This window comes from Gordonia hydrophobica NBRC 16057 (assembly GCF_001592365.1).
Lineage (GTDB): Bacteria > Actinomycetota > Actinomycetes > Mycobacteriales > Mycobacteriaceae > Gordonia > Gordonia hydrophobica.
The window spans coordinates 664,067-688,576 of the sequence record NZ_BCWU01000001.1 but is presented as its reverse complement, the minus strand read 5'-3'; the positions used below and the strand labels follow the sequence as shown (position 1 = coordinate 688,576).

The following is a 24,510-nucleotide window of genomic DNA, read 5'->3' as shown; positions in this document are numbered from 1 at the left end:
ACTGATCGACGGGCGGGGTCGTCGTGGGCCGAAATCGTCCGACCGCTCGGCTACTCTCCGGAGCCATGCGATGGACTCAAGAGCGTGTGCTCGCGGTCGCCCCCGACGCCGCATCGGTCGCCGCGGGACGCAAGCTCGCCGTGCCCGGGCCGTGGTCGGCGACCGGCTGCACGGAGTCGCTTCTGTGGGGGTCGTGTCAGGGCAGTGGGAAGAAGCCGTATCAGGTGAGCATCGATCTGGTGGGGCCGGCGTACAAGTGCAGTTGTCCGAGTCGAAAGTTTCCGTGCAAGCACGCGATCGCGCTGCTGCTGCTCTGGTCCGACGGCGCCGTCGGCGAGGGTGAGACGGCCGACCATACGGCCGAGTGGGCCGACACGCGCGCTCGCCGCAGCGAGCGCGTGGCGGCCACCGCGCCGCCGGATCCGGAGGCCCAGGCGGCTCGTCGCGCCGAGCGACTGGCCAAGATGGATGCCGGCGGCGAGGAGTTCTCCCAGTGGCTCATCGACATGATGCGCGGCGGGCTGGCCGACGCGATGCGTCGACCGGCGGACTGGTGGGACGGCGGAGCGGCGCGGCTGGTCGATGCGCAGATGCCGGGCTTGGCGGAACGTGTCCGCGACACCGCCGCCGACGTCGCACACGGACTCACCCCCGCGGACCTGTTCGACCGCGTCGGGGTGTGGTGGACCATGGTGCGCGCGTGGGCGCACCGCGACGCGCTCTCGCCCGCCCTGCGTGCCGACCTCCAGACCTCGCTCGGATGGCCGGTACCGACCGCTGACGTCCGCGCCGGCGAGATCAGGGAGGGATGGTGGACCGTGGTGGGCTCGCACCGCGACGAGTCCGGCCGACTGGCACAGCAGCGCACCTGGCTGCGCGCGCTCGACTCGGGCGAGTACTTCATGGTGCTCGAGACGGCAGGCCCCGGACAGTCCCTTCAGGTGCCGCATCTGGCCGGGGCCGGTCTGCGTGCCCGACTCGGCGTGTACCCGGGATCGGCGCCTGCACGCGTGTTGTTCGTCGATCCGCCCGAGCCGGACGGTGCGGTGCTCAGGCTCGGCGCCGGAACCACGGTGGCCGCGGCGTTCGCCGATGCCGCCGAGGCCGTGGCGCGGACCCCGTGGCGCGATCGCCATCCGGCGGTGCTCGACGACATCGTCCTGGGCGGTTCCGACGCCCACCTGCTCGTGGATCCGAGCGGCGCCGCCGTCCCACTGGTCCCCGACACCCCGCGACGGGCCCTGCTGGCACTGACCGGAGGGCGCGCCGACCAGGTCTTCGGCGAACTCGACCACGGCCGTTTCCGCGTCCTGACCGTGGTGGCCGATGGTCAGGTGAGCGCACTGTGACCGGGCCCGATCAGACACACGCGGTGCCGATCTGGCTCGACGACCTGCTCTCCGCCGCGGTCCTCGGCACCGATCGGCGGCTGCCGCCGGATCCGCCTCCGACGCTGCTCGCGGCACCGGGGTCGATCCTCGATCAAGCGGCGATCGCCGCGGCTCTGCGGCACGCCGGCCGCAGACCGACGACGGCGGTCCCGACCGAGTGCGCGCCGGACGACGAGCTGCCGGTCGCACCGCCGCGAGCCGTCGAACTGCTCGGCGTCCTGCTCGACGCACCGCCGGTCGCCCGAGACGTGCGCACCACGCTGATCTGTCGGTGGCTGGGCCTGGCCGCCGAGCACGGCACACGGGTGCCGCCGCATCACCTGTCCGCGCTGATGACGCTGGCCGATGCACAGCCGCGCGTGCTGCCCGCGCTGCACCAGGCGTGGGGACGGCGCGGCGACTGGCTGGCGGCGATGCTCACCGGCACCGGGGCGCCGCCACCATCCCGACTCGACGCCGAGGAGCTGGCGAGGAACTGGGAGAACCTACGCACCGCCGACGCGGTCGCGGCCCTGCGGGCCCTGCGCGCCACTGATCCCGACGGGGCTCGGTCGATCGCGGCCGCCCGCTGGGCGAGCCTGCCCGCCGATCTCAAAGAGGACGTTCTGACGTCGTGGATCGTCGGGCTGTCCGACGCTGACGAGGCGGTGCTGGAGGCCGCACTCGGTGAGCGGTCGCTCCGCGTCCGCGGAGCAGCACAGCGGGTGCTGCGACGACTGCCGCACAGCGCCTACGCACACCGGATGGCCGACCGTCTCCGGCCGCTGATCACCGTCGATCGCCCGCGCGGCAGGTGGACCAAGGCCCGGGTGACGGCGCTCGCACCGACAGCGATCGACGACGCGGCGGTCCGCGACGGGCTCCGCGGCGTCGACGACGCAGTCGACCGCACCGCGTCGTTGCACGCCATCGTGGTCAGCGCACCGCTGTCGGTGTGGGGTGAGGTGACCGGGCTGTCGGTCGACGAGATCGTGGCCGCCGTCCGCGACGACGAGGCGCTGCTGACGCTGCTCATCTCCGCCGCCTGCGACCAGCACGATGTGGCGTGGGCACGCGCGCTCCTCGACGTCCAGCGCACCAGCGCACTGCTGGCCGCGCTCCCCCGTTCTGAACGCGACGCCTACGTGCTCCGCCGCATTCCGGTGGAGAACGATGTCGGATTCCGCGAGCTGCTGCTCACCGACCATCCGTGGAGTCCCGCGGTCGCCCGCGCGATCCTCGATCGCGTGACTCGTCCGCAGCCGGCGGGCGCCCGCAAGCGAGCGACCCACAACCCCGTGACCGATCCGTCGGCCTTCCCGGCCGAGATCGTCCCGTACCTGCGCGAGTTGCTCGCTCGCGCAGAACTCCCCGGCGCCGACGTCGAGATCTCCGACCAGCTCCGGCGTGTCCTCACCGCGACCGTCACCTACGCGTCCTTCGACCGTTCCATCCAGGAGGCCTTCTCATGACCGAATCGCCGACGAGCGCACCCGCCGACGTCCTGCGCGCCCACGCCGAACACGAGTACGCCGCGGAACTGGCCGCGCTCGCCGCCGTCGACGACCGCCCACGACCTCCGCGCTGGGAGCTCTCGCCGTGGGCGGTGAGCACCTACCTGCTGGGCGGCGAGTTGGCCGACGGCACCGTGATCACCCCGAAGTACATCGGCAGTCGTCGACTCATCGAGATCGCGGTGGCGTCGCTGGCGACCGATCGCGCACTGCTGCTGCTCGGCGTGCCGGGCACCGCGAAGTCCTGGGTCAGCGAACATCTGGCCGCCGCGGTGAGCGGCGACTCCACCCGCGTCGTCCAGGGAACGGCGGGCACCACGGAGGAGGCGATCCGCTACGGCTGGAACTACGCGAGCCTGCTGGCGTCGGGGCCGACCCCCGACGCACTGGTTCCCGGACCGGTGATGCGGGCGATGCGCACCGGCACCATCGCCCGCGTCGAGGAACTGACCCGCATTCCGGCCGACGTCCAGGACTCGCTGATCACGGTGCTGTCCGAGAAGACACTGCCGATTCCGGAACTCGACAGCGAGGTCCAGGCCACGCGGGGGTTCAACGTGATCGCCACCGCCAACGACCGGGACAAAGGCGTCAACGATCTCTCGTCCGCCTTGCGGCGCCGGTTCACGACCGTGGTGCTTCCGCTCCCCGATTCGCTCGACGACGAGGTCGCGATCGTCACCCAGCGGGTGACGAGCCTGGGTGCGTCGCTCGAACTGCCGTCGGACATGGAGTCGCTCAGCGAGATTCGCCGCGTCGTCACCGTGATGCGCGAACTGCGCGGCGGCGTGACCGCCGACGGTCGCACCACGCTCAAGTCGCCCTCATCGACGCTCTCGACCGCCGAGGCGATCTCCGTGGTCACCAGCGGACTCAGCCTGGCCGCGCACTTCGGGGACGGCGTCATCGGCGCCCACGACGTGGCGGCCGGTCTGCTCGGCGCCGTGGTGAAGGATCCCGTCCAGGATCCGGTGATCTGGGACGAGTATCTCGAGACCGTGGTGCGCGGCCGGCCGGACTGGGACGATCTGTACCGCGCCTGCCGCGATCTGGGCAGCGGCGCACCGCGATGACCGAGCCCGCGACCGTCTCGATCCTCGGCATCCGCCATCACGGACCGGGGTCGGCGCAGTCCGTCGCCGAGGCGCTCGACGAGATCGGCCCCGACTGCATCCTGGTCGAAGGTCCCGGCGAATTGACGCCGATCCTGCCGCTGCTCGCCGACCCCGACACCGTGCCGCCGATCGCCGGACTGGTCTACGACGCCGCGGTTCCGCGCCGGGCGTCGTTCTATCCCTTGGCCTCCTTCTCGCCCGAATGGGTGGCCACCCGCTGGGGGCTGGCGCACGACGTCCCCGTGGAATGGACCGATCTGCCTGCCGCCGCGTCGCTCGCGATCCGCGCTGCCGTCGACGAAGCCGGTGATCGGCGGCACAGCGCGGCGACGGCCGAGTCCGGCCACGATGAGCCCGGCCGCGATGAGCACGTCGTCGACCCCATCGGGGCACTGGCCGCGGCCGCGGGCTACGACGAACCCGAACGGTGGTGGGAGGACGCGGTGGAGCATCGCGGCGGCGACGCGACCGAGCGCCTCGACGGGGTGGGGCGGCCCGGCGTCGTGGACCGGTTCGACGCCGTGCGGGAGGCGATCGCCGAACTCCGTGCCGACGAACCTGTGCCCGTGCCCCTGGTCGACGACGAGAAGGTGCTCGACCTCGAGACCGCGTCGAATCAGTTGGGGTCGGCGATGACGGCCGTCCGCGAGGCCGCGATGCGCAAGTCCCTGCGTGCGGCGCTCAAGGCGGGTCGCCTGCGGATCGCGGTGGTGTGCGGCGCGTGGCATGCGCCCGCACTGGATCCTGCGCGGATGCCGTCGGCCGCCGCCGACAATCGGTTGCTGCGCGGTCTGCCGAAGACCAAGGTCGCCGCCGCATGGGTGCCGTGGACGGCGACGCGGCTGAGCCAGTGGTCCGGCTACGGCGCGGGCGTGGCCTCGCCCGGGTGGTACCGCCACCTCTTCGACGCCCGGCGCGACGGACAGGACACCGGGCAGGCTGCCGCCTCGTGGATGGTCCGGGTGGCGCGGGAGCTCCGCACACAGGGGCGGCCGGCGTCGCCCGCCGCCGTCGTCGACGCCGTTCGGCTCGCGGACTCGCTCGCGACGCTGCGCGGCCGACCGCATCCGGGGCTGGCCGAACTCGACGACGCCGCGTTGTCCGTCCTCGCGGACGGCGACCGACTGCCGCTCTCCCTCGTGAACGACGCGCTGGTGGTCGGCGCCGATGTCGGGGCCGTTCCCGAATCGGCGCCGCTGGTCCCCCTCGCCGCCGACCTGCAGCGACTCCAGCGCAGCTGCCGGCTCCGCCCGGCCGCCCAAGCCAAGAGCGTGATGCTGGACCTGCGGACCGACTCCGGTCGAGCCAAATCCGTCCTCCTGCATCGACTCCGCGCGCTCGGGATCACCTGGGGCCTGCCCGGTGAGACCGGCCCCACCACCGGAACCTTCAAAGAGGCGTGGGAACTCGAGTGGGATCCGACGATGGCCGTCGCCGTCGTCGAGGCCTCGGTGTACGGAACGACCGTGGAGTCGGCGGCCGCCGCGAAGATCGCCGCCGACGCCGCCGAGGCGACCGATCTCGCCGCGCTGTCGGAGCTGATCGACGGGTGTCTGCTGGCCGAGCTCCCGACCGGTCCGGTGGTCGCGGCGCTCGCCGATCGCGCCGCCGCGCACACCGATGTCCCCGACCTGCTCGCCGCGATCGAGCCGCTCGCCCGGGTGTGCCGCTACGGGAACGTGCGCCAGGTGACGACCGCAGATGTTCGCGAGGTGCTCGATCAGACCGCCGTCCGCGCATGTCTGGGCCTGCCGCCCGCGGTCGCCGGGCTCGGCAACGACGCCGCCGTCGTCCTGCGGACCGCGATCGAGTCGGCCCATCGAGGACTGATGCTGCTCGGCGCAGACGAGCTGACCGAATACTGGTTCGGAGCCCTGAACCGGGTCGCCGATCACGATCGGGCTCCGGGCACGCTCGTCGGGCGAGCGACCCGCATGCTGCTCGACGCCGACCGCGTGGACCGCGACGAGGTGGAGCGTCGGATGGGGCTGGCGCTCGCTCCCGCCGCGGACCCGATCGACGCCGCCGGATGGCTCGACGGGTTCCTGGCGGGTGATGCCCTGGTGTTGATGCACGACGCGGCACTCCTCGCCGTCGTCGACCGGTGGATGTCGGAGGCCCCGACGACCGTCTTCGACGATCTCCTGCCGCTGCTTCGCCGCACGTTCTCGGAGTTCACCCCGTCGGAACGTCGCATCATCGGCGCATCGCTCGCCCGCACCGAGCAGTCCGTCGACCACCATCGGTTCGACCTCGCCCAAGCCGCTCCGGCGATCGCGACGGTCGCCGCACTCATCGGAGGACAGTCGGCATGAATGACGATCGATTGACGCGGTGGCGGCTGGTGCTCGGCGGCGGTGAGGCCGATGGGATCGGCGGAGCGGCCGGCGACCTGCAGGGCGCGGACGCGGCCCGCGACCAGGTGCTGTCCCAGCTGTACGACGGTCCGCGGCGCGGCGGACTCGGCCGATCCCAGCCGCGCGTCGCGCGCTGGCTCGGCGACATCCGCACCTACTTCCCCTCATCGGTGGTTCAGGTGATGCAGGCCGACGCGATGGACCGGCTGGGCTTGAAGCAACTGCTGCTGGAGCCGGAGATGATGGCCGCCGTCCAACCCGACGTCGCGTTGGTGAGCACGTTGATCGGCCTCAATCAGGTGATGGACGAACACTCACGCGAGACCGCGCGGCACGTCGTCCGCCAGGTGACCGACCAGTTGGAGCAACGGCTGCGCAGCGCGACGGTCCAGGCGGTGACCGGGGCGCTCGACCGCTCGGCACGCACCAGCCGACCGCGCCCGGCCGACATCGATTGGAACCGCACCATCGCCGCGAACCTGAAGCACTACCAACCCGACTACACGACGGTGATTCCGGAGCGCCTCGTCGGCTATGCGCGGCGACAGTCGCAGGTGGAGCGCGACATCGTGCTGTGCATCGACCAGTCCGGGTCGATGGCCGAATCGGTGGTGTTCGCCAGTGTCTTCGGCGCAGTCCTCGCGTCGCTCCGCTCGGTGCGGACCCGTCTCGTCGTGTTCGACACCGAGGTGGTGGATCTGACCGAGGAGATGCACGACCCGGTCGATATCCTGTTCGGCGTGCAACTCGGCGGCGGCACCGACATCAACCGCGCCGTCGGGTACTGCCAGTCGCAGATCGAGCGTCCCGCGGAGACCGTGTTCGTGCTGATCAGTGATCTGTACGAGGGCGGGGTGGCCGACGAACTGCTGGAGCGGGCGCGATCGATCGTCGACTCGGGTGCCACCATGATCGCGCTGCTGGCGCTCGCCGACTCCGGCACGCCTGCGTTCGACGCCGACCTCGCCGGTCGGCTGACGGGACTCGGCGTCCCGTCGTTCGCGTGCACGCCGGACCAGTTCCCCGATCTGATGGCGGCGGCGATCGAACGCCAGGACGTGGGCGACTGGGCGGCGAACCGCGACATCACCGTGGTCGAGTGACTACTTCTCGTCGTCGGTGGGGTCGATGCCCTCGTCGAGGGAGTCCCAGAGGAGCCGTTCGTTGGTCTCCGTCGCCGCCGGTTCCCCGGCCGCCGCCGCGCGCTCACGCTCGGCGAACACCTTGCGCTCCAGTTCCTCGCGGCGCGCTGCGGGCGAATCGTACTTGGACGACATGCCGCCCTGGTTGGCCGTCCGCATCATGAAGACGGCGCCGAGCACGGCACAGATCGCCGATACGATCACCAGATAGCCCGGCATCGACTCGACCGGGATCCCGACCACCGGCGAGCGGTCCGACACGCCCGCCATCTTCACCACGTACAGATTGCCCTCGCCTTCGGTGAGCAACGAGATCGCCGGGATCACCGACACCGCGCCGCCGAGCGCGACCAGGATCGCCACCCCGCGCAGCAGCAGTCCGCGCACGGCGAACTGCGCGACGACCGCCGCGACCATCGCGAGCGCGACCGCCACCAGCCACGGACTCCAGTCGCTGCCGGTCACCGTGACCTCGCGCGACGGGTACGGCGGATCCTCACCGACGAGCACCGTCGCCCACTTCATGCGCGACGCACCCCAGAGGCCGAGCGCGGCCAGCAGGATCAGCACCGATGCGATGGCTTGGAAGCGCCGGTTGACGGGGCGCCGCGTCGCTGCGGCGTCGCCCTGCTCCGGTACGGGTTCCTCGGATCGGTTCACCGGTTCTCCTCCCCGACCTCATGCGCTCGAGACACCGGCGCCATGGTCGCGGCCGCGGCGACCGCGGCGAGAACCGCGGACGCCTTGTTACGGGCTTCGTTGTACTCGTACTCGGCGTCGCTGTCGGCGACCACGCCGCCGCCGGCCTGGACGTAGGCGGTGTCGCCCGACATCAGCGCGGTGCGGATCGCGATCGCGGTGTCGGCGTTGCCCGCGAAGTCGAGATAGCCGACGACACCGCCGTAGAGTCCGCGACGAGTGATCTCGTTGGCCTCGATCAACTCCATCGCCCGCACCTTGGGCGCACCGGTCAGGGTGCCCGCCGGGAAACACGCGGTGACGGCGTCGAGCGCTTGCTTCCCGTCCTGCAGCGTTCCGGACACGGTCGAGACCAGGTGCATCACATGGCTGTACCGCTCCACCCGCCGGTAGTCCGTGACGCGGACGGTGCCGGGTTCGCAGACCCGCCCGAGGTCGTTGCGGCCCAGGTCGACGAGCATCAGGTGCTCGGAGTTCTCCTTCTCGTCCGCCAACAGCCCCTTGGCGAGGAGTTGATCCTCCTCTTCGGTGGCGCCGCGCCAGCGGGTGCCTGCGATCGGATGCGTGGTGGCGACGCCGTCGGCGACCGTCACCAGCGCCTCCGGCGACGAGCCGACGATGCTGAAGGGCTCCCGGTCGATGCCGGGCATCCGCAGGAAGTACATGTACGGACTGGGGTTCGACGCCCGGAGCACGCGGTACACGTCGAGCGGATCGGCGTCGGTGTCGATCTCGAAGCGCATCGACGGCACCACCTGAAACGCCTCGCCCGCCTCGATCTCGCCGACCAGCCCGGTCACGATCTCGCGGTAGGCGTCGAGATCGCGCTGCGACCGGTAGTCGGGTGACGGCCTGCCGAACGTCGAGACGGTCGACGGCGCGGGCGCGGCGAGCGCCGCGGACATCGCATCGAGTCGTGCGACGGCGTCGTCGTACGCCTCGTCGACGCGTTCGTCGCTCCCGTCCCAGTTCACCGCGTTCGCGATCAACGTGATGGTGCCCTCGTGATGATCGAAGGCCGCGAGGTCGGCGACCAGCAGCCAGAACATGTCCGGCAGGTGCAGGTCGTCGACCGTGGTCTCGGGAAGTCGTTCCAGCCGTCGGACGAAGTCGTAGGCCATGAAGCCGACGAAGCCTCCGGTGAGCGGCGGCATGCCTGCGAGCGGGTCGGTCTTCAGCAGCCGCAGCGATTCGGCGAGCGCCTCGACCGGGTCGCCGCCGGCCGGTGCGCCTGCGGGGACGTCGCCCCACCAGTGCGCGTGGCCGTCGGCGACGGTCAGCGCCGATCGCGTTCCCGCTCCGATGAACGACCATCGCGACCACGACGCGCCGTTGGGCGCCGACTCCAGCAGGAAGGTGCCTTCTTTGAGGGCCGACGGATCAGCGCTGCCCGGGTCCCGAGCGAGCTTCCGATAGGCCGACAGCGGGGTCTCGGAATCAGCCAGCACCTTGCGCGTCACCGGGACCACGCGGTGATCGGCTGCGAGGTCGCGAAAGGCCTGCAGGGAGGTGGTCGCCATCGCGTCGGAGGCGGTGCGTGCGGCGCTCATCCGAGCGGTTCCCCGCCGACGCCCCACTGCTGGCGGGGCACCTCGGTGATGGTGACCCAGACCGAGTCCGGGTTCTTACCGGTGGCCTTGGCGTAGGCCTCGGTCACCGCGGCGATCGTCTCGCGCTTCACGCGATCGGACAGCCCCGGAGTCTGAGAGATCTGAATCAGCGGCATGATGTCACCGTCCTTCGTCTGTGGTGTCGTCGTTCGGCAGGTCCAGCGCCACCGAGAACTCGAGCGGTTCGGTGTCGAAGCAGCTGTGACTGCCGGTGTGGCAGGCCGCACCGGTCTGGTCGACGGTCAGCAGGAGCGTGTCGCCGTCGCAGTCGACGCGAATGTCGTGCACGTACTGCGTGTGACCGCTGGTCTCCCCCTTCACCCAGTACTGGCGGCGGGAGCGCGAATAGTACGTGGCCCGGCGGGTGGCCAGGGTGCGTTCGAGTGCCTCGTCGTCCATCCAGGCCATCATCAAGACGATGCCGGTGGATCGCTCCTGGGCGATCGCCGCGAACAGTCCGTCGCTGTTGCGCTTGAGCGAGGCCGCGAGTTCTGCGGGCAGCGCCATTGGTTGTTCCTCTTTCTACGGTGGACGGTGCGCTCAGCGGACGGTGATGCCCTCGGCGCGCATCGCGTCCTTGACCTCACCGATCGTCATGTCGCCGAAATGGAAGACCGAGGCGGCGAGCACGGCGTCAGCGCCCGCTTTGACCGCGGGCGCGAAGTCGGCGACCCGGCCTGCTCCGCCGCTCGCGATGACCGGGATCGAGACCGCTGCGCGCACCGCGGTGAGCATCGGGAGGTCGAACCCGGCTTTGGTGCCGTCGGCGTCCATCGAGTTCAGCAGGATCTCGCCCACACCGAGCTCCTCGCCGCGTCGCGCCCATTCCACAGCGTCGATCCCGGTGCTGCGACGACCGCCGTGCGTGGTGACCTCCCAGCCCGACGGCGTCGGCGCGTTCGGGGTTCCGTCCGGTCCGAGTTCCGGCACGGTGCGGGCGTCCACCGACAGCACGATGCACTGCGAACCGAACCGCTGGCTCATCTCGCTGAGCACCTCGGGGCGCGCGATCGCTGCGGTGTTGACGCTCACCTTGTCGGCACCGGCGCGGAGCATCATGTCGACGTCGTCGACGGTTCGGATGCCGCCGCCCACGGTCAGCGGGATGAACACGGCGTCCGCCGTGCGACGGACGACGTCGATCATGGTGCCGCGGCCCGAACTCGACGCGGTGACGTCGAGGAAGGTCAGTTCGTCGGCACCCTCGTCGTTGTAGCGGGCGGCGAGTTCGACGGGGTCGCCCGCGTCGCGCAGGTTCTCGAAGTTGACGCCCTTGACCACGCGGCCGTCGTCGACGTCCAGACAGGGGATGACGCGCACTGCGACGCTCACGGGTACTTCTCCTCGGTGTTGAGAGTTGGCTGATGGGAAGGTGAATTCAGGTGCCTGCGGTCTAGAGTCGCCCGTCGCGCAGTGCGGCCACCTGCTCGGGCATCGCCTCGCCGATCACCTCGAGCAGTTCGCCGTGCAGTCGACGGTTGCCGGTGACGAGCGAACTGGACGACACCGTCCACGGATTGCCTGCGACGTCGGTGGCCCGGCCGCCCGCAGCGCGGACCAGTGCGGCGCCCGCCGCGTTGTCCCACGCCTTGGCGCTGAACGAGACGGCACCGCCGAAGACGCCGGCCGCGACGTACGCGACGTCGATCCCGTTGGATCCGGTCATCCGCAGTCGGCCCGCGCGGTAGCTCAGTCGGCGTTGCAGTTCGGCGCGGGCGGCGCCGGGATAGCGGCCGCGGGACTTCACGTTGAAGGCGCCGAGGCCGATCACCGCGGTCTGCAGCGGACTGTCCGGGACGATCGGCATGGTCTCGCCGTTGACGATCAGACCGCCGCCGACGTGTCCTGCGAAGCTCTGTCCGATCAGCGGCATCCGGGTCAGTCCGATGACGGGTTCGCCGTCGACCGCCAACGCCAGCAGCATCGCCGCCATCGGCATGCCGACCGAGTAGTTGAAGGTGCCGTCGATGGGATCCAGGATCCACATCACGCCGGACTCGGCGGCCGGCCCACCGAACTCCTCGCCGTGCACTTCGATCCCGGTGCGTGCGCCGAGTGTTTCGCTGATCCGGCGTTCCAGTGCGAGATCGACCTCGGTGGCGAAGTCACCCGCACCCTTGATGTGGACGCCGGGCGATCCGAGGCCGTCGACGAACTGGTCGGAGACCTCGTCGAGCACCGACTCCGCAGCAGCCAGCAGCTGCGGCAGGTCGATGCGGTCCACGAGGTCGGTCATGCCAGGATCACCGACGCTGGGCTGCGGCGACCGCGTCGAGGGCTGCGGGCAGGGTGAAGCGGCCCGCGTACAGCGCCTTGCCGATGATGGCGCCTTCGACGCCGATTCCGGTCAGCTCGGCGATGGCCCGGAGGTCGTCGAGCTCGGAGATCCCGCCGGAGGCGACGACCGGCGAGTCGGTGGCGCGAGCGACCTGCTCCAGCAGTTCCAGGTTCGGTCCGGTGAGGGTGCCGTCCTTGCTGACGTCGGTGACCACATAGCGGGCACAGCCGTCGTTGTTGAGGCGCTCCAGCGTCTCCCACAGGTCGCCGCCCTCGGTGACCCAGCCACGCCCGCGGACGGTGTACGAGTCGCCGTTGCGGGTCACGTCCAGTCCGACGGCGATCTTGTCGCCGTGCTCGGCGATCGCCCGCGCGCACCATTCCGGGTTCTCGATGGCCGCGGTCCCCAGGTTGACGCGGGTGCATCCGGTGGCGAGCGCCGCGGTGAGCGTCGCGTCGTCACGAATGCCGCCGGAGAGTTCCACCTTGACGTCCACCTCGGCGGCCACCTGCGCGAGGAGTTCCCGGTTGTCACCGCGCCCGAACGCGGCGTCGAGATCGACCAGGTGCAGCCACTGCGCGCCGTCGCGCTGCCAGGCGAGTGCGGCGTCGCGCGGCGAGCCGTAGGAGGTCTCGGACCCGGCCTCACCCTTGACCAGGCGGACCGCCTGTCCGTCGACCACGTCGACGGCGGGGAGGAGTTCGAGGATGCCCATCAGTTCAGTTTCTCTTCTGTAGTGGTCGGTCGGAAGTGTCGGGTCGGAAGTGCTGTTTCGGGGGCGCCGATGCGCGCCGTCAGTTCTGGGCGTCGCCGTCGGCTCGTTGTCTGGCGGCGATCTCGGCGCGCCGGCGGTCGATCTCCTGCTGCACGCCGGACATCATCCTTCGCGACACCAGCGCGATGACGACGACCATCAGCAGGATTCCACCGATGGCCACGCACAACGCCGCAGTCGGGTACGGCCGAGCCAGGGCGATGACGATCGGCAGCGTCACCACCAGGACCAGTACGCCCGCACCGAGCGCGTAGAACACCAGTTTGGCGAATGAGAAATGCTGCGCACCACTGTCTTTCGCATTCACGTCAGGAAAGCCCCCCGATCCAGTTGGCCAGCAGTTGCGCCCCGACGTCACCGGACTTCTCCGGGTGGAACTGCGTGGCGGACAGCGGCCCGTTCTCCACCGCTGCCAGGAATCGGCCGCCGTGGTCGGACCAGGTCAGTTTCGGTGCCACGAGCGGACCGTCGGACGCCATGTCCCACGTCTGCACCCCGTAGGAGTGCACGAAGTAGAAGCGAGCGTCCTCGTCGATCCCCGCGAACAGCGTGGAGTCGGCGGGTGCCGTGACGGTGTTCCAGCCCATGTGCGGGAGCACCGGCGCCGCCAGGCGGGTCACCGAACCGGGCCACTCGCCGCAGCCGTCGGTGTCGATGCCGTGCTCCACCCCGTGCTCGAACAGGATCTGCATGCCGACGCAGATACCGAGGACCGGGCGGCCCCCGGCGAGGCGACGACCGATGATCCGATCGCCGCGTACGGCTTTCAGGCCCTGCATGCACGCCGCGAAAGCGCCGACGCCGGGCACCACCAGACCGTCCGCATTGATCGCGGTCTCGAAGTCTGCGGTGATCTCCACGTCGGCGCCTGCGCGTTCCAGCGCCCGCTGCGCCGAGCGCAGATTGCCGGAACCGTAATCGAGAAGCGCTAGTCGCTGCATCCTCTACTGTGCTCGCATTCTCTAGAGGGCGCCCTTGGTGGACGGGATCCCGCTGGTGCGGGGGTCGGGCTCGACCGCCGCTCGCAGGGCGCGTGCGACGGCTTTGAACTCGGCTTCGGTGATGTGGTGCTGGTCGCGACCGTAGAGAACCCGCACGTGCAGCGCGATCCGGGCATTGAGTGCGATCGACTCGAAGCAGTGCCGGTTGAGCACCGTGGCGTAGGAGACGACCGGCTTCTCGCCGCCGGAATATCCGCCGATGACGGCGGTCAGCATGTGGTCGGGTTCGCCGGTGTGGACGCAGTAGGGGCGGCCCGAGACGTCGACGACGGCCTGGGCCAGCGTCTCGTCCATCGGGATCCACGCGTCACCGAAGCGGCGGATGCCCTTCTTGTCTCCGAGGGCCTGGCCCAGCGCCTGCCCGAGGACGATGCACGTGTCTTCGACGGTGTGATGCGCTTCGATCTCGATGTCGCCCTTCGCGTGCACGGTGAGGTCGAAGCTGCCGTGGGCGCCGAACGCGGTAAGCATGTGGTCGAAGAACGGCACCGAGGTGTCGATGTCGGTCTGGCCGGTGCCGTCGAGGTTGATCTCGACGGTGATCGACGACTCGCGCGTGGTTCGTTCAACGCGTGCGATGCGCGGTGCGTGGGTGGGCTGGGCTGTGGTCACTGCGGTTACTGCTGCTTTCGGTCGGTTGGTCGGGCGAGCGCTGTCGCTGCCAGCTCTGCACTGACGGTCAGGAAGGCGTCGTTCTCGTCCGGTAATCCTATGGTCGCACGCAGGTAGCGGGGAATGCCGACATCCCTGATCAGCACGCCGCGGTCGAGGTACTGCCGCCAGGTCGCGGGCGCGTCGGCGAGCCCGCCGAACAGGACGAAGTTCGAGTCCGACGGGATCACCGTGTACCCGAGGCGCGCGAGTGCGGCGGCGACGCGGTCACGTTCGGCGGCGATCGCGGCGACGTTGCCGAGTGTCTCGGTCGCGTGTTGCAGCGCGGCGCGCGCGGCGGCCTGGGTGAGCACGGACAGGTGATACGGCAGCCGCACCAGCAGTAGCGCCTCGATCATCGCGGGCGCGGCCGCCAGATATCCGAGGCGACCGCCTGCGAAGGCGAACGCCTTGCTCATGGTTCGCGAGACGATCAGCTTGGCTCCGTACTCGTCGAGCAGGGCCACGGCGCTGGGCTGCGACGAGAACTCGCCGTACGCCTCGTCGACGATCACGATGCCGGGTGCGGCGTCGAGGATTGCGCGGAGGTCGTCGATCGGGATGCTGCCGCCGGTCGGGTTGTTCGGCGAGGTCACGAAGATCACGTCGGGGCGGTGTTCGTCGATGGTGGCGACGGCGCGGGCCACGTCGAGGGAGAAGTCGTCTGTACGGTGGGCGGGCACCCACTGCGTCTGGGTGCCGTCGGCGATGATCGGGTGCATCGAGTACGACGGGACGAAGCCCATCGCGCTCCGCCCCGGCCCGCCGAAGGCCTGCAGGATCTGCTGCAGGATCTCGTTGGAGCCGTTGGCGGCCCAGATGTTCTCGACCGACAGCGGCGTTCCGGTCGCGCCGCTGAGGTAGGCGGCGAGGTCGGAGCGCAGTGCGACGGCGTCGCGGTCGGGATATCGGTGCAGTTCCTCGGAGGCTGCGGCGACGGCTTTGGTGACGTCGTCGATCAGCGCGCGGCTCGGCGGGTGCGGGTTCTCGTTGGTGTTGAGGATGACCGGAACCTGCAGTTGCGGCGCACCGTAGGGCGACTTGCCGCGGAGGCCGTCGCGGATCGGGAGGTCCCCCAGCGTGATCCCGGCGCCGGGAACGGAGTGAGCGGGCCGAATCGGATCGGCGCCGGGAACGGAGTGAGCGGGCCGAATCGGATCGGCGCCGGGAACGGAGTGAGCGGGCCGAATTGCGTCGCCACCGGGAACGGCGGCGGTCATTGCGCTCCCCCGAACCGCGCCTGCACGGCTTCGCCGTGCGCCGGGAGGTCTTCGGCGTTGGCCAGGGTCACGACGCGGTCGGCGATCTCGGCGAGTGCGTCCCGGTTGTAGTCGACGACGTGGACGCCGCGCAGGAAGGTCTGCACGGACAGTCCGGAGGCGTATTTGGCCGATCCGGAGGTGGGGAGGACGTGGTTCGAGCCCGCGCTGTAGTCACCGAGGCTCACCGGCGAGTAGGTGCCGACGAAGATCGCACCCGCGCTGGTCACCCGGTCGGCGACGCTCTGCGCGTCGCGGGTCTGGATCTCGAGGTGCTCGGCGCCGTAGGCGTCGACGACCAGGAGACCGGCGTCGACGTCGTCGACCAGCACGATGCCCGACTGCGCGCCGGACAGCGCGGTGGTGACGCGCTCGGAGTGCTTGGTCTTCGCGACCGCCTCCTGCAGCGCCTCGTCGACGGCGTCGGCGAGTGCGGCGCTGTCGGTGACGAGGACCGATGCGGCGAGCACATCGTGCTCGGCTTGGCTGACGAGGTCGGCGGCGACGACGGCCGCGTCGGCGGAGTCGTCGGCCAGGATGGCGATCTCGGTGGGTCCGGCCTCGGCGTCGATGCCGACCACGCCGCGCACCAGGCGCTTGGCTGCGGTGACGTAGATGTTGCCGGGACCGGTGATCAGGTCGACCGGATCGAGGTCGGCGCCCGCGTGATCGGCCTCAGCGGTGTCAGTGCCGCCGTACGCCAGCAGCGCGATGCCTTGCGCGCCGCCGACGGCCCACACCTCGTCGACGCCGAGCAGCGAGCACGCGGCGAGGATGGTGGGGTGCGGCCAGCCGCCGAAATCGGCCTGCGGCGGCGAGGCGACCACCAGCGAGCCGACGCCCGCCTCCTGCGCGGGCACCACGTTCATGATGACGCTGGACGGGTACACGGCATTGCCGCCCGGGACGTAGAGTCCGACTCGTCGTACTGGAATCCATTTCTCGGCGACGCTGCCGCCGGGAACCACCTGGGTCACGGTGTTCTCGCGACGTTGTGCGGCGTGGACCAGGCGGGCGCGTCGGATGGACTCGGCGAGCGCATCGGCGACTGCGGGATCGAGGCTCTCCCGTGCCCTCGCGATCACGTCTGCGGGGACCCGCACCGACGTGGGGCGGACGCGGTCGAACTGCTCGGTGTAGTCGAGGGCCGCGGCGGCCCCATGCTCGGCGATCGCTTCGACGACGGGCGTGACCGTGCCCAGCACGGCGTTGACGTCGGTTCCGCCACGAGGCAGCGCGCGACGCAACTGGCTGAGCGTCGGGACGGCACCTCGTAGATCGGTTCTGGTGAGCATGTTCGACGAGTCTCCGGATCCGTTTTCAGTGAGAGTGTGGACTCCGTCCAGGATATGCGTTCACCGCAAGTCGATTCTGCACCGGTCCCCGGACCCCGTCGCTGACATCGCACGATCTCGTTTTACTTAGCCAAGCCTATGCTATTTACTGACATTGACTGCTTTTAACTGCCGCCCCACGCCTCAGGAGACGCCGATGGACCCCGACTCGCCGGAACTCGATACGCCCGTGGCCGAGCCCTACGACTACCCGACGGAACCGATCGCCGCCGACCGGTCCGGGACCACGCCGACCGCCGCGGGTGAACCGACGACGGCGTCGGGCGTCTCCTGGTCCACCGTCATGGCCGCGGGTGGTGCCGCCGCCGTCGTCGCGGCGCTGATTCTGGCGATCGGGACCACCGGCCTGTACCTGCTCAGCGACCGGACGCCCGCTCGCGCCGCTCCCGCGACCGTCGTCCAACTCGGGGACACCGCGCCTGTCGCCGCCCCGACGACCGGCGCCCAGACCACCGCAGCGTCGACTCAGACTGGTGCCGACACCGCGCCGAACAGCAGCACCGGGCCGACCGCCGCCGCGACCGATCCCGTCGCTCCCGCAGATGTCCCGGCCGCCCAGGCTCCTGCGGCGACGTCGACCACCACGAGCGCGCCCCCCGACCAGTCCACGCCGGGCAATCCGAACTTCCGCGTCACCGCCGACCGCCCGACGCTCACCGACCTGACCAACATCGTCGACTTCCTCGTCGCCTCCCGTGCGTCAGACCAGGCGAAGGCGGCGAATGTGGAGGGCGGCATGTCGGCGGTCGTCGTTCCGAAGACCGTGTACACGTTGGGTCTGTTCCGACCGCCGCTCGGCTGGAACAAGGTGACCGGTCCGCTGGTGCAGAACGGCACCACGGTGTCGGCGACGTTGAACAGCGGCTCCGCGGGACGGCCGACGATCCGCATGACCATCCAGTTCAAGAAGATCAGCGGCAACTGGCGTCTGGCGGCGAGTTCGATGTGCGAGGGCGTCAAGACCGTCGGTCTCAACATCTACTGCAACGCATGATCGACCTCAGCGAAGTCACCGTCCGCTATAACGGGACAGCCGTCCTGGACCGGGTGTCGATGCACGCGCGGGACGGTCGGCTGACCTATCTGCTGGGTCGGAATGGTGCGGGCAAGTCGACGCTCCTGCGCACCGCGTGCGGAATCGTTCGGCCCGGCGCCGGTTCGGTGAGGATCGACGGCGAGGCCCCGCGACGAATCGCGCGACCGGCGGCCGCGATCGGCGTGCACCTCGGCGCCGATGCGGCGGGCTCGGCTGCCGGCCCGCATCCGTCGCACACCGGCCGCAGACACCTCCGGTGGCTCGCCGTCGCAGGCGGACTCGACGACACGCGCGTGACGACCGTGCTGCGGAGGGTCGGACTCGCCGACGCCGCCGACCGACGCGTCGCCGAGTACTCGCTCGGCATGCGCCAGCGGCTCGGGATCGCCGCAGCCCTGCTCCCCGATCCCCCGAACCTGATCTTCGACGAGCCGGTCAACGGGCTCGACATCGACGGCATCCGCTGGTTGCGGACCCTCTTGCGCGGATTGGCGGACGACGGTCGTGCGGTGGTGATCGCCTCGCATCTGTTCGACGAAGTGACCCGAACGGGCGACGACGTGGTGGTCGTGGAACGGGGCCGCGTCGTCGCCGACCTGCCGCTCGCCGACTTCGTCGCCGGCCACGACGACCTCGAGACGGCGTACGTGTCGCTGATCCGCCCCACCACGTCGGGCGGTGAGGGCCGATGATCGCGCTCGCCCACTTGTTCCGTGCCGTCCGCGCCGAGTTCTATCGGGTCGGCGGGCGCCGCGGGCCGCTGGTCTTCGCGGCGTTGCCGGGCGCGGTCGTCGTGCCGCTGGTCGTGACGATCGCGATCGCAACCGTCGCCGAGCGCTTCGCGACGATGTCGGCCTCCGGCATTCAGGTCACCTCGGTGCAGACCACGAACTCGGTGTACTGGGTGCTGACGTTCACCGTGATCGTGTGGGCGATCCTCGCCGCGACTGCGCAGGCGTCCGCGGCGCGCGGGCCGGCGAGCGATCTGGAGCGGATTCTGTTCCCTCGTGCCTGGACTGCACCGGTGGCCCGCTGGCTGCTCTACGGGGCGTTGTCGGCGACCGTCGCCCTGGTGCTGACGGCCGCGGTGATGCTGGTGCTGCCCGCCGCGTTCCCCACGGTGTACGGCGGCGTCGACATCACTTCGTCCGCAGGTCTCCGCTTCGTGATCACGGTCCCGATCTACGCCTTCCTCGCCTGCGGGATCGGGGTCGGGATCGGCGGCATCGTCGGACACCCGGTAGTGACCGCCGCGGTTCTGCTCGGGTGGGCGTTCGTCATCGAGAACTCGATCTCCTTAGCGCCCAAGGGCTACACCCTCCAGGGTTACATGCCGTTTCTCAACGGTCAGTTCGGGACCGGGCAGGAGTTGGCCTTCACGCCGCCGTGGGGCCCGAACGGCGCCCTCGTCTACGCTGCGGTCGTCGGCGCGGTGCTCGTCGCCCTGGCCTGCGGCGCCGCCGCCCGGAGACGGCGTCCTCGTCGGTGACTCCCCGGTCTCACCGGTTCCGGCCGATGTCGCCGGGTGCTCGGCGCCGACGGGATTCAGTCACGAGTTCGGACGACGCAACGGGACGTGCGGAATGCCGTCCTCGACGAACTCGGGACCGTCCGGGAGGTAGCCCCATCTCGCGTACATGTCGACCAGGTGCGCCTGCGCGTCCATCACGCTGACGTCGCGACCGATGTACGCGACGGCGCGTTCCATCAGCGCCCCGGTGAGCCCTGCCCCTCGGAACTCGCGACGGACGCAGACTCGCCCGATCCGGTACTGGCGACTGTCGCCGACAGCATCGACCAGCACCCGCAACGTCGCAATCGGCACACCGTCGGAATCCGCGCACCAGAAGTGCAGGGCCGTCGACTCCGCATCGCGGCCGTCGATCTCCGGATAGGCGCAGTCCTGTTCCACCACGAACACGTCCGTCCGCAGTCGCAGCAGACCGTGCAGGGTGCGCGGATCGAGGTCGGACAGGGTGGCGGCGTGGACTGTGTGGATCATCGATCGCTATGATGCATCATCACTGCCGGGCTGCGCCCGAGGCACTGGCGTTCATCTGCCACCTCGACCCGTAGGCTCTCGGCATGGTCACCACAGTCCCGGCCGACGACTCCGTCGACGAGTTCCTGGCATCGATCGTCGATCAACGGCGACGGACCGACGCACAAGCGGCCGTCCAGCTCATGCGTGAGGTCACCGGAGCCGAACCGGCGATGTGGGGCACGATGATCGGTTTCGGCCGTCAGCCGTACACGAATGCGGACGGCAAGTCCCACGAGACGTTCGCCGTCGGCGTCGCCGCCCGCAAGCAGGCGCTGACCCTGTACGGACTCACGTACTACGGCTCGAATCAAGATCTGCTCGACCGGCTCGGCGCGCACACCGTCGGCAAGGGCTGCCTGTATATCAAGCGCCTGGACGCGGTCGACGTGGACGTCTTGCGTGAACTCGTCGCGCGCGGCTGGGCGACGAATCACACGCCGTGATCGTCCTGGCTGATCGCATCCCTCACGCCGGCTGACCCCGCCCTCGCGACGACCAGATCCTCGCCGCCGATCGGGCTCAGCCCATCGGTGCGGTCGGCGAAGTAGCGCTCGTGCAGGTCGGTCGACGTGACGACCTCGACGTCGTCGAACCCGGCAGCGCGCGCGAGACCGGCGGCCTCGTCCGGAGTGAGCAGGCTGAGCCACGGATGTCCGGAGGCCCGCGCGCCCTCGGCCGCCACCCGCAGGATCGATTGAATCTCCGGCGGCGCCATCTCGATCGGACGCGAGTAGCTGAAGACGACGGCCGAGCCGGGTGCGAGCGACGCAGCCGCGGAGAGGGTCGCCGCGATCGCCTCCCGCGTCAAGTACATGGTGACGCCGAGCATCGAGACGACGGTCGGCACCTCGGGATCCAGGCCTGCCGCGACCACTTCGTGGAGCCACGACTGTCCCGCTTCGAAATCGACCGGGACCAGGCACAGCCGCTCAGGCGCGTCGAGACCGAGCGTCGCCAGCCGTGCGTGCTTCCACGCCCCGGTCTCCGGTGCATCGACCTCGAAGACTCGCACCGCTCCCGCCTGCCGTTGCGCGAAGGTGTCCAGGCCCGCACCGAGCACGACGTACTGCGCCGCAGTCGACTCGACGACGATGTCCTCGGCGGCGCGGGCCCGCGCGACGATCGATGCGCGATTGGTTCTCGTCCGCTCCGGATCCATGTCCGGGCGTGCACGCCAGTCGTCGTCGACGGCAGCGATCTGCAGGCCGATCGTGTCGTCGAGGACAGGCGGCGCATCGTCGACCAGCACGTGGAGTGCTCGCCACAGCGCCGTTCGGACCGCCGTCGTATCGGGACCGCTTCCCATCACCGCACCTCTCGTCGAACCCGTCGACTCCATGGTGCACCCATCGACTCCGCTCGGGACGGCGCCCGGCCCGCCCGGTGCCTCGACCAATAGCCTTGACTATTGGTAACCAAACAGATACCAATTAGGTGTGGACGCGTTCGAGGCACTCGCCGATCCGATCCGTCGCAGTCTGCTCCGCCGGCTGCGCCGCGGACCCGCGCGCGTCGTCGACCTGTCCGCTGAACACTCGATCAGCCGCCCGGCCATCAGCAAACATCTGCGCCTCCTCGCCGAGGCGGGACTCGTGCAGGCCGTGCCGTCGGGTCGAGAACGCCACTACCACCTCGTCATCGCAGGTTTCGAACCTCTCCGGACCTACCTCGACGAGCTGACCCCCGCCGCGCCCCCGATCCCCGAGCACGTGCTCGACGGTCTCGACCTCGAAGTCCGTCGCACGACTCGCGATCGCCGCACCCGCAACGCCCCAGACTCAGACACCGCCACCTCTGACACCGCCACCACTGACACCGCACCCTCGGCCCCCAAGGAGAACTCCGCATGAGCACACCGACCCCCACCGGCCGTCGCCGCGACACCGCCGACGGCGGCACCTATTGCGAATGGCAACGCACCTTCCGCGCGCCCGTCGCCGACGTCTGGGCCGCCGTCACTGAACCGGAACGCCTGGCCCGCTGGCTCGGGACCTGGACCGGCGACCCGTCGTCGGGGTCCGTGAACTTTCGCATGCTCTACGAAGGCGACGACATGCCTGCCGAGGGTTTCGCCATCGACGAATGCGACCCGCCGACACGGCTGCGGATCACCACGTCGTTCCCGTACGACAGCGACGATCCGACACACTGGCACCTGCGGCTCGACCTCACCGAGGCCGACGGTGTCACGACGCTGACGTTTGCGCAGAGCGTGCCCGACCCGACGATGGCCGAAGGAGTCGGACCCGGCTGGGACTACTACCTCGATCGCCTCGTCGCCGCCGAGACGGGGACCGACCCCGCGACCGTCGACTTCGCCGACTATCACCCGAACGACGAGTTCACCGCGCACTACCGCGCCGAGTTCGGGATCTGAGGCTCAGGCGCCCGCGGTCACATGTCCAGGCCGAAGTCCAAGACGCTGACCGAGTGCGTGAGCGCTCCGACGGCGAGGAAGTCGACGCCGGTGCGCGCGTAGTCCAGGGCGACGTCGATCGACAGCCCGCCGGACGATTCGAGCAGCGTCTCCGGCGCGGCCGCATCGCGACGCTGAACAGCCATCTGCGTCGCCCAGGGCTCGAAGTTGTCGAGCAGCACCAGCTGCGGTTTCAGGGCGAGCACCTCGTCGAGCTGATCGAGGGAGTCGACCTCGACCTCCACCGGCACGTCGGGCGCCGCGGCACGCACGGCTTCGAGTGCCTTGCCGACACCTCCGGCCGCGACGACGTGGTTGTCCTTGATGAGCGCGGCGTCGCCGAGACCCATTCGGTGGTTGACGCCGCCGCCCGCGCGCACGGCGTACTTCTGCAGGGCACGGAGCCCGGGAAGGGTCTTGCGAGAGTCCCGAATCCGGGCCTTGGTGCCGTCGACGGCGCTCACCCATGCGGCGGTCGCGGTCGCGATTCCGGACAGGTGGCACAGCAGATTGAGAGCCGTCCGTTCGGCGGTCAGCAACGAGGTGGCCGGCGCCCGCAGGGCGAGGGCGACCGATCCCGGCTGCACCTGAGCCCCGTCGTCGAGTTGCTCGGTCACCACGTAGTTGTCACGGCCGACCACCTGGTCGAGCACCGCGCGCACCACCGGCAGACCGGCCACCACACCGGCCTGCCGCGCCACGATCTTCGCGTCGGCGACCGTGTCGGCAGGCACGGTGGCCAGCGTGGTGATGTCGGGTCCGTACCGCAGGTCCTCGAGAAGCGCGGTGCGGATGAGGGCGTCGACCTCTTCGTCGACGATGGTCCCGAGGTCGCCGGTGGTCTGCTGTCCGATGAAGGCGTTCACAGGCGGCTATTCTCCACTGCCCGGGTTACCGATCGCGATCATCCTCTCCACCGACTTGCGAGCGCGCTCGGCGACGTCGGGTGCGACGAACACCTCGTCGCGCCCCTCGGTGAGGCAACGCAGCAGCGCAGCGGGGGTGATCATCTTCATGTACGGGCACGCGGCCTTCTCGTTGACTGCGCGGAAATCGATCTCGGGAGCCGCTTGACGCAGCTGGTGCAGCATCCCGATCTCGGTCGCGACCAGCACCTGGCCCGACTTCGACTGACGGGCGGCGTCGATCATGCCGCCGGTCGAGAGGATCTTGACGCGCTCTTCGGGCACGATGCCCTCGCCGGAGAGGTACAGCGCCGAGGTGGCGCAGCCGCACTCCGGGTGGATGAAGAGCTCGGCGTCCGGGTGCGCCTCGGTCTGCTCGGTCAGCTCGGTGCCGTTGATGCCCGCATGGACGTGGCACTCGCCCGCCCAGATGTGGATGTTGTCGCGGCCGGTCTCGCGCTTGACGTGTGCACCGAGGAACTGGTCCGGCAGGAACAGCACGTCGCGGTCGGGATCGATCGAGGCGACGACGTCGACGGCGTTCGACGACGTGCAGCAGATGTCGGTCAGTCCCTTCACCTCGGCCGTGGTGTTGACGTACGAGACGACGACGGCGTCGGGGTAGTCGGCCTTCCACGCACGGAGGTCGTCGGCGGTGATCGAGTCCGCCAGCGAGCACCCGGCCCGCTCGTCCGGGATCAGCACCCGCTTGGACGGGCTGAGGATCTTCGCGGTCTCCGCCATGAAGTGGACACCGCAGAAGATGATCTCGTCGGCGTCGGTCTCGGCAGCGATCCGCGAGAGCGCCAACGAGTCGCCGGTGTAGTCGGCGATGTCCTGAATCGCCGGGACCTGATAGTTGTGGGCCAGGATCGCGGCGTTGCGCGCCTTGGCCAGCCGCTTGATCTCGTCGGCCCACTCCGCGGTCGGCTCCACGCCGCCGTAGGCGGGCGGAATTCCGTGCCGCGGGTCGGGCATGCCGA

26 protein-coding genes and 1 pseudogene are annotated in these 24,510 nt (G+C 70.1%); 11 read left to right on the top strand and 16 right to left on the bottom strand.

All coding sequences use genetic code 11. The features are described 5' to 3' along the window. The first annotated feature begins 65 nt into the window (after positions 1-65). From GH2_RS03215 to GH2_RS03195, 5 genes are read left to right on the top strand one after another with little or no spacing between them, the layout of a single operon-like run. On the top strand, positions 66-1,349 hold the full coding sequence (locus GH2_RS03215) for an SWIM zinc finger family protein (protein WP_066163017.1): 1,284 nt from the start codon (positions 66-68) through the stop codon (positions 1,347-1,349). Further along, complete coding sequence (locus tag GH2_RS03210) at positions 1,346-2,842, top strand: DUF5691 domain-containing protein (protein WP_066163013.1); 1,497 nt, start codon at positions 1,346-1,348, stop codon at positions 2,840-2,842. The genes GH2_RS03215 and GH2_RS03210 overlap by 4 nt, the downstream gene beginning before the upstream one ends. Then, positions 2,839-3,957 carry an ATP-binding protein gene (locus tag GH2_RS03205; RefSeq protein ID WP_066163010.1) on the top strand — a complete coding sequence of 373 codons (1,119 nt, stop codon included), beginning with the start codon at positions 2,839-2,841 and terminating at the stop codon, positions 3,955-3,957. The genes GH2_RS03210 and GH2_RS03205 overlap by 4 nt, the downstream gene beginning before the upstream one ends. Next, complete coding sequence (locus tag GH2_RS03200) at positions 3,954-6,314, top strand: DUF5682 family protein (protein WP_066163008.1); 2,361 nt, start codon at positions 3,954-3,956, stop codon at positions 6,312-6,314. The genes GH2_RS03205 and GH2_RS03200 overlap by 4 nt, the downstream gene beginning before the upstream one ends. Continuing rightward, positions 6,311-7,459, top strand: coding sequence for a VWA domain-containing protein (locus GH2_RS03195; protein WP_066163005.1), 1,149 nt, complete (start codon positions 6,311-6,313; stop codon positions 7,457-7,459). The genes GH2_RS03200 and GH2_RS03195 overlap by 4 nt, the downstream gene beginning before the upstream one ends. On the opposite strand, the gene GH2_RS03190 is transcribed toward GH2_RS03195, so the two are convergent. The 12 genes from GH2_RS03190 to hisD form a co-directional block, all read right to left on the bottom strand. After that, positions 7,460-8,158 carry a TIGR02234 family membrane protein gene (locus GH2_RS03190; protein ID WP_066163002.1) on the bottom strand — a complete coding sequence of 233 codons (699 nt, stop codon included), beginning with the start codon at positions 8,156-8,158 and terminating at the stop codon, positions 7,460-7,462. Continuing rightward, positions 8,155-9,747 (bottom strand): anthranilate synthase component I, encoded by a 1,593-nt coding sequence (locus GH2_RS03185; RefSeq protein ID WP_066162998.1) that lies wholly within the window; start codon positions 9,745-9,747, stop codon positions 8,155-8,157. Before GH2_RS03185 ends, GH2_RS03190 begins: the two co-directional genes overlap by 4 nt. Continuing rightward, positions 9,744-9,923: a tautomerase family protein gene (locus tag GH2_RS03180; protein WP_066162994.1), complete on the bottom strand. Its 180-nt coding sequence runs from the start codon at positions 9,921-9,923 to the stop codon at positions 9,744-9,746. Before GH2_RS03180 ends, GH2_RS03185 begins: the two co-directional genes overlap by 4 nt. A 4-nt stretch (positions 9,924-9,927) precedes the next feature. Next, positions 9,928-10,314 carry a phosphoribosyl-AMP cyclohydrolase gene (gene hisI / locus GH2_RS03175; RefSeq protein WP_066162992.1) on the bottom strand — a complete coding sequence of 129 codons (387 nt, stop codon included), beginning with the start codon at positions 10,312-10,314 and terminating at the stop codon, positions 9,928-9,930. Between the two features lie 33 nt (positions 10,315-10,347). Then, positions 10,348-11,139, bottom strand: a complete 792-nt coding sequence (gene hisF / locus GH2_RS03170) for an imidazole glycerol phosphate synthase subunit HisF (protein ID WP_066162987.1) — start codon at positions 11,137-11,139, stop codon at positions 10,348-10,350. A 61-nt stretch (positions 11,140-11,200) separates the two neighbouring features. After that, positions 11,201-12,043: an inositol monophosphatase family protein gene (locus GH2_RS03165; protein WP_066162985.1), complete on the bottom strand. Its 843-nt coding sequence runs from the start codon at positions 12,041-12,043 to the stop codon at positions 11,201-11,203. Positions 12,044-12,050: 7 nt separating this feature from the next. After that, entirely contained in the window at positions 12,051-12,800 is a 750-nt protein-coding gene (gene priA, locus GH2_RS03160) for a bifunctional 1-(5-phosphoribosyl)-5-((5-phosphoribosylamino)methylideneamino)imidazole-4-carboxamide isomerase/phosphoribosylanthranilate isomerase PriA (protein ID WP_066162982.1), read from the bottom strand. 79 nt (positions 12,801-12,879) lie between these two features. Then, on the bottom strand, positions 12,880-13,167 hold the full coding sequence (locus tag GH2_RS03155) for a hypothetical protein (protein WP_066162980.1): 288 nt from the start codon (positions 13,165-13,167) through the stop codon (positions 12,880-12,882). A 1-nt stretch (position 13,168) separates the two neighbouring features. After that, on the bottom strand, positions 13,169-13,801 hold the full coding sequence (gene hisH / locus GH2_RS03150; RefSeq protein ID WP_066162977.1) for an imidazole glycerol phosphate synthase subunit HisH: 633 nt from the start codon (positions 13,799-13,801) through the stop codon (positions 13,169-13,171). 21 nt (positions 13,802-13,822) lie between these two features. Further along, complete coding sequence (gene hisB, locus GH2_RS03145) at positions 13,823-14,473, bottom strand: imidazoleglycerol-phosphate dehydratase HisB (protein WP_066162975.1); 651 nt, start codon at positions 14,471-14,473, stop codon at positions 13,823-13,825. Between the two features lie 5 nt (positions 14,474-14,478). Then, positions 14,479-15,732 (bottom strand): histidinol-phosphate transaminase, encoded by a 1,254-nt coding sequence (locus GH2_RS03140; protein WP_084247257.1) that lies wholly within the window; start codon positions 15,730-15,732, stop codon positions 14,479-14,481. Beyond that, positions 15,729-17,066, bottom strand: coding sequence for a histidinol dehydrogenase (gene hisD, locus GH2_RS03135; protein ID WP_066162973.1), 1,338 nt, complete (start codon positions 17,064-17,066; stop codon positions 15,729-15,731). Before hisD ends, GH2_RS03140 begins: the two co-directional genes overlap by 4 nt. A 679-nt stretch (positions 17,067-17,745) precedes the next feature. On the opposite strand from hisD, the pseudogene GH2_RS03130 reads away from it, so the two are divergent. The 3 genes and pseudogenes from GH2_RS03130 to GH2_RS03120 all read left to right on the top strand — a co-directional run. Then, positions 17,746-18,120: pseudogene (locus GH2_RS03130) on the top strand (MTB12 C-terminal domain-containing protein); the annotation flags it as partial. Next, positions 18,117-18,854, top strand: a complete 738-nt coding sequence (locus GH2_RS03125) for an ATP-binding cassette domain-containing protein (protein ID WP_066162971.1) — start codon at positions 18,117-18,119, stop codon at positions 18,852-18,854. The pseudogene GH2_RS03130 and the gene GH2_RS03125, both read left to right, overlap by 4 nt. After that, positions 18,851-19,651: an ABC transporter permease gene (locus tag GH2_RS03120; RefSeq protein ID WP_066162968.1), complete on the top strand. Its 801-nt coding sequence runs from the start codon at positions 18,851-18,853 to the stop codon at positions 19,649-19,651. The genes GH2_RS03125 and GH2_RS03120 overlap by 4 nt, the downstream gene beginning before the upstream one ends. A 60-nt stretch (positions 19,652-19,711) precedes the next feature. Here GH2_RS03120 and GH2_RS03115 read toward each other — a convergent pair whose 3' ends face one another. Continuing rightward, positions 19,712-20,164, bottom strand: a complete 453-nt coding sequence (locus tag GH2_RS03115) for a GNAT family N-acetyltransferase (RefSeq protein WP_066162965.1) — start codon at positions 20,162-20,164, stop codon at positions 19,712-19,714. 83 nt (positions 20,165-20,247) lie between these two features. On the opposite strand from GH2_RS03115, the gene GH2_RS03110 reads away from it, so the two are divergent. Further along, entirely contained in the window at positions 20,248-20,649 is a 402-nt protein-coding gene (locus GH2_RS03110; protein WP_066162963.1) for a DUF1801 domain-containing protein, read from the top strand. On the opposite strand, the gene GH2_RS03105 is transcribed toward GH2_RS03110, so the two are convergent. After that, a complete protein-coding gene (locus tag GH2_RS03105) occupies positions 20,637-21,512 on the bottom strand; it encodes a class I SAM-dependent methyltransferase (protein WP_084247256.1) in 876 nt (291 codons plus the stop codon). The genes GH2_RS03110 and GH2_RS03105 overlap by 13 nt on opposite strands. A 130-nt stretch (positions 21,513-21,642) precedes the next feature. Here GH2_RS03105 and GH2_RS03100 point away from each other — a divergent pair, with 130 nt between their 5' ends. Both GH2_RS03100 and GH2_RS03095 read left to right on the top strand, forming a co-directional pair. Continuing rightward, positions 21,643-22,056 carry an ArsR/SmtB family transcription factor gene (locus GH2_RS03100; protein ID WP_066162956.1) on the top strand — a complete coding sequence of 138 codons (414 nt, stop codon included), beginning with the start codon at positions 21,643-21,645 and terminating at the stop codon, positions 22,054-22,056. After that, positions 22,053-22,583, top strand: a complete 531-nt coding sequence (locus GH2_RS03095; RefSeq protein WP_066162953.1) for an SRPBCC family protein — start codon at positions 22,053-22,055, stop codon at positions 22,581-22,583. Before GH2_RS03100 ends, GH2_RS03095 begins: the two co-directional genes overlap by 4 nt. Positions 22,584-22,600: 17 nt before the next feature. Here GH2_RS03095 and nadC read toward each other — a convergent pair whose 3' ends face one another. Together nadC and nadA are read right to left on the bottom strand one after the other, a co-directional pair. Then, on the bottom strand, positions 22,601-23,488 hold the full coding sequence (gene nadC / locus GH2_RS03090) for a carboxylating nicotinate-nucleotide diphosphorylase (RefSeq protein ID WP_066162950.1): 888 nt from the start codon (positions 23,486-23,488) through the stop codon (positions 22,601-22,603). A gap of 6 nt (positions 23,489-23,494) precedes the next feature. Beyond that, positions 23,495-24,505, bottom strand: a complete 1,011-nt coding sequence (nadA, locus tag GH2_RS03085) for a quinolinate synthase NadA (protein WP_066163318.1) — start codon at positions 24,503-24,505, stop codon at positions 23,495-23,497. Positions 24,506-24,510: the final 5 nt, after the last annotated feature.

Excerpts from the sequence above, each read along its gene's own strand:
- hisH (WP_066162977.1), bottom strand. The coding sequence starts at position 13,801 with ATGCAGCGACTAGCGCTTCTCGATTACGGTTCCGGCAATCTGCGCTCG.
- hisD (WP_066162973.1), bottom strand. The coding sequence starts at position 17,066 with ATGCTCACCAGAACCGATCTACGAGGTGCCGTCCCGACGCTCAGCCAG.
- hisI (WP_066162992.1), bottom strand. The coding sequence starts at position 10,314 with ATGGCGCTGCCCGCAGAACTCGCGGCCTCGCTCAAGCGCAACAGCGAC.
- GH2_RS03125 (WP_066162971.1), top strand. The coding sequence starts at position 18,117 with ATGATCGACCTCAGCGAAGTCACCGTCCGCTATAACGGGACAGCCGTC.
- GH2_RS03165 (WP_066162985.1), bottom strand. The coding sequence starts at position 12,043 with ATGACCGACCTCGTGGACCGCATCGACCTGCCGCAGCTGCTGGCTGCT.
- GH2_RS03120 (WP_066162968.1), top strand. The coding sequence starts at position 18,851 with ATGATCGCGCTCGCCCACTTGTTCCGTGCCGTCCGCGCCGAGTTCTAT.
- GH2_RS03105 (WP_084247256.1), bottom strand. The coding sequence starts at position 21,512 with ATGGGAAGCGGTCCCGATACGACGGCGGTCCGAACGGCGCTGTGGCGA.
- GH2_RS03215 (WP_066163017.1), top strand. The coding sequence starts at position 66 with ATGCGATGGACTCAAGAGCGTGTGCTCGCGGTCGCCCCCGACGCCGCA.
- nadA (WP_066163318.1), bottom strand. The coding sequence starts at position 24,505 with ATGCCCGACCCGCGGCACGGAATTCCGCCCGCCTACGGCGGCGTGGAG.
- GH2_RS03110 (WP_066162963.1), top strand. The coding sequence starts at position 20,248 with ATGGTCACCACAGTCCCGGCCGACGACTCCGTCGACGAGTTCCTGGCA.
- GH2_RS03200 (WP_066163008.1), top strand. The coding sequence starts at position 3,954 with ATGACCGAGCCCGCGACCGTCTCGATCCTCGGCATCCGCCATCACGGA.
- GH2_RS03115 (WP_066162965.1), bottom strand. The coding sequence starts at position 20,164 with ATGATCCACACAGTCCACGCCGCCACCCTGTCCGACCTCGATCCGCGC.
- GH2_RS03095 (WP_066162953.1), top strand. The coding sequence starts at position 22,053 with ATGAGCACACCGACCCCCACCGGCCGTCGCCGCGACACCGCCGACGGC.
- GH2_RS03180 (WP_066162994.1), bottom strand. The coding sequence starts at position 9,923 with ATGCCGCTGATTCAGATCTCTCAGACTCCGGGGCTGTCCGATCGCGTG.
- priA (WP_066162982.1), bottom strand. The coding sequence starts at position 12,800 with ATGGGCATCCTCGAACTCCTCCCCGCCGTCGACGTGGTCGACGGACAG.
- GH2_RS03140 (WP_084247257.1), bottom strand. The coding sequence starts at position 15,732 with ATGACCGCCGCCGTTCCCGGTGGCGACGCAATTCGGCCCGCTCACTCC.
- GH2_RS03205 (WP_066163010.1), top strand. The coding sequence starts at position 2,839 with ATGACCGAATCGCCGACGAGCGCACCCGCCGACGTCCTGCGCGCCCAC.
- GH2_RS03185 (WP_066162998.1), bottom strand. The coding sequence starts at position 9,747 with ATGAGCGCCGCACGCACCGCCTCCGACGCGATGGCGACCACCTCCCTG.
- GH2_RS03195 (WP_066163005.1), top strand. The coding sequence starts at position 6,311 with ATGAATGACGATCGATTGACGCGGTGGCGGCTGGTGCTCGGCGGCGGT.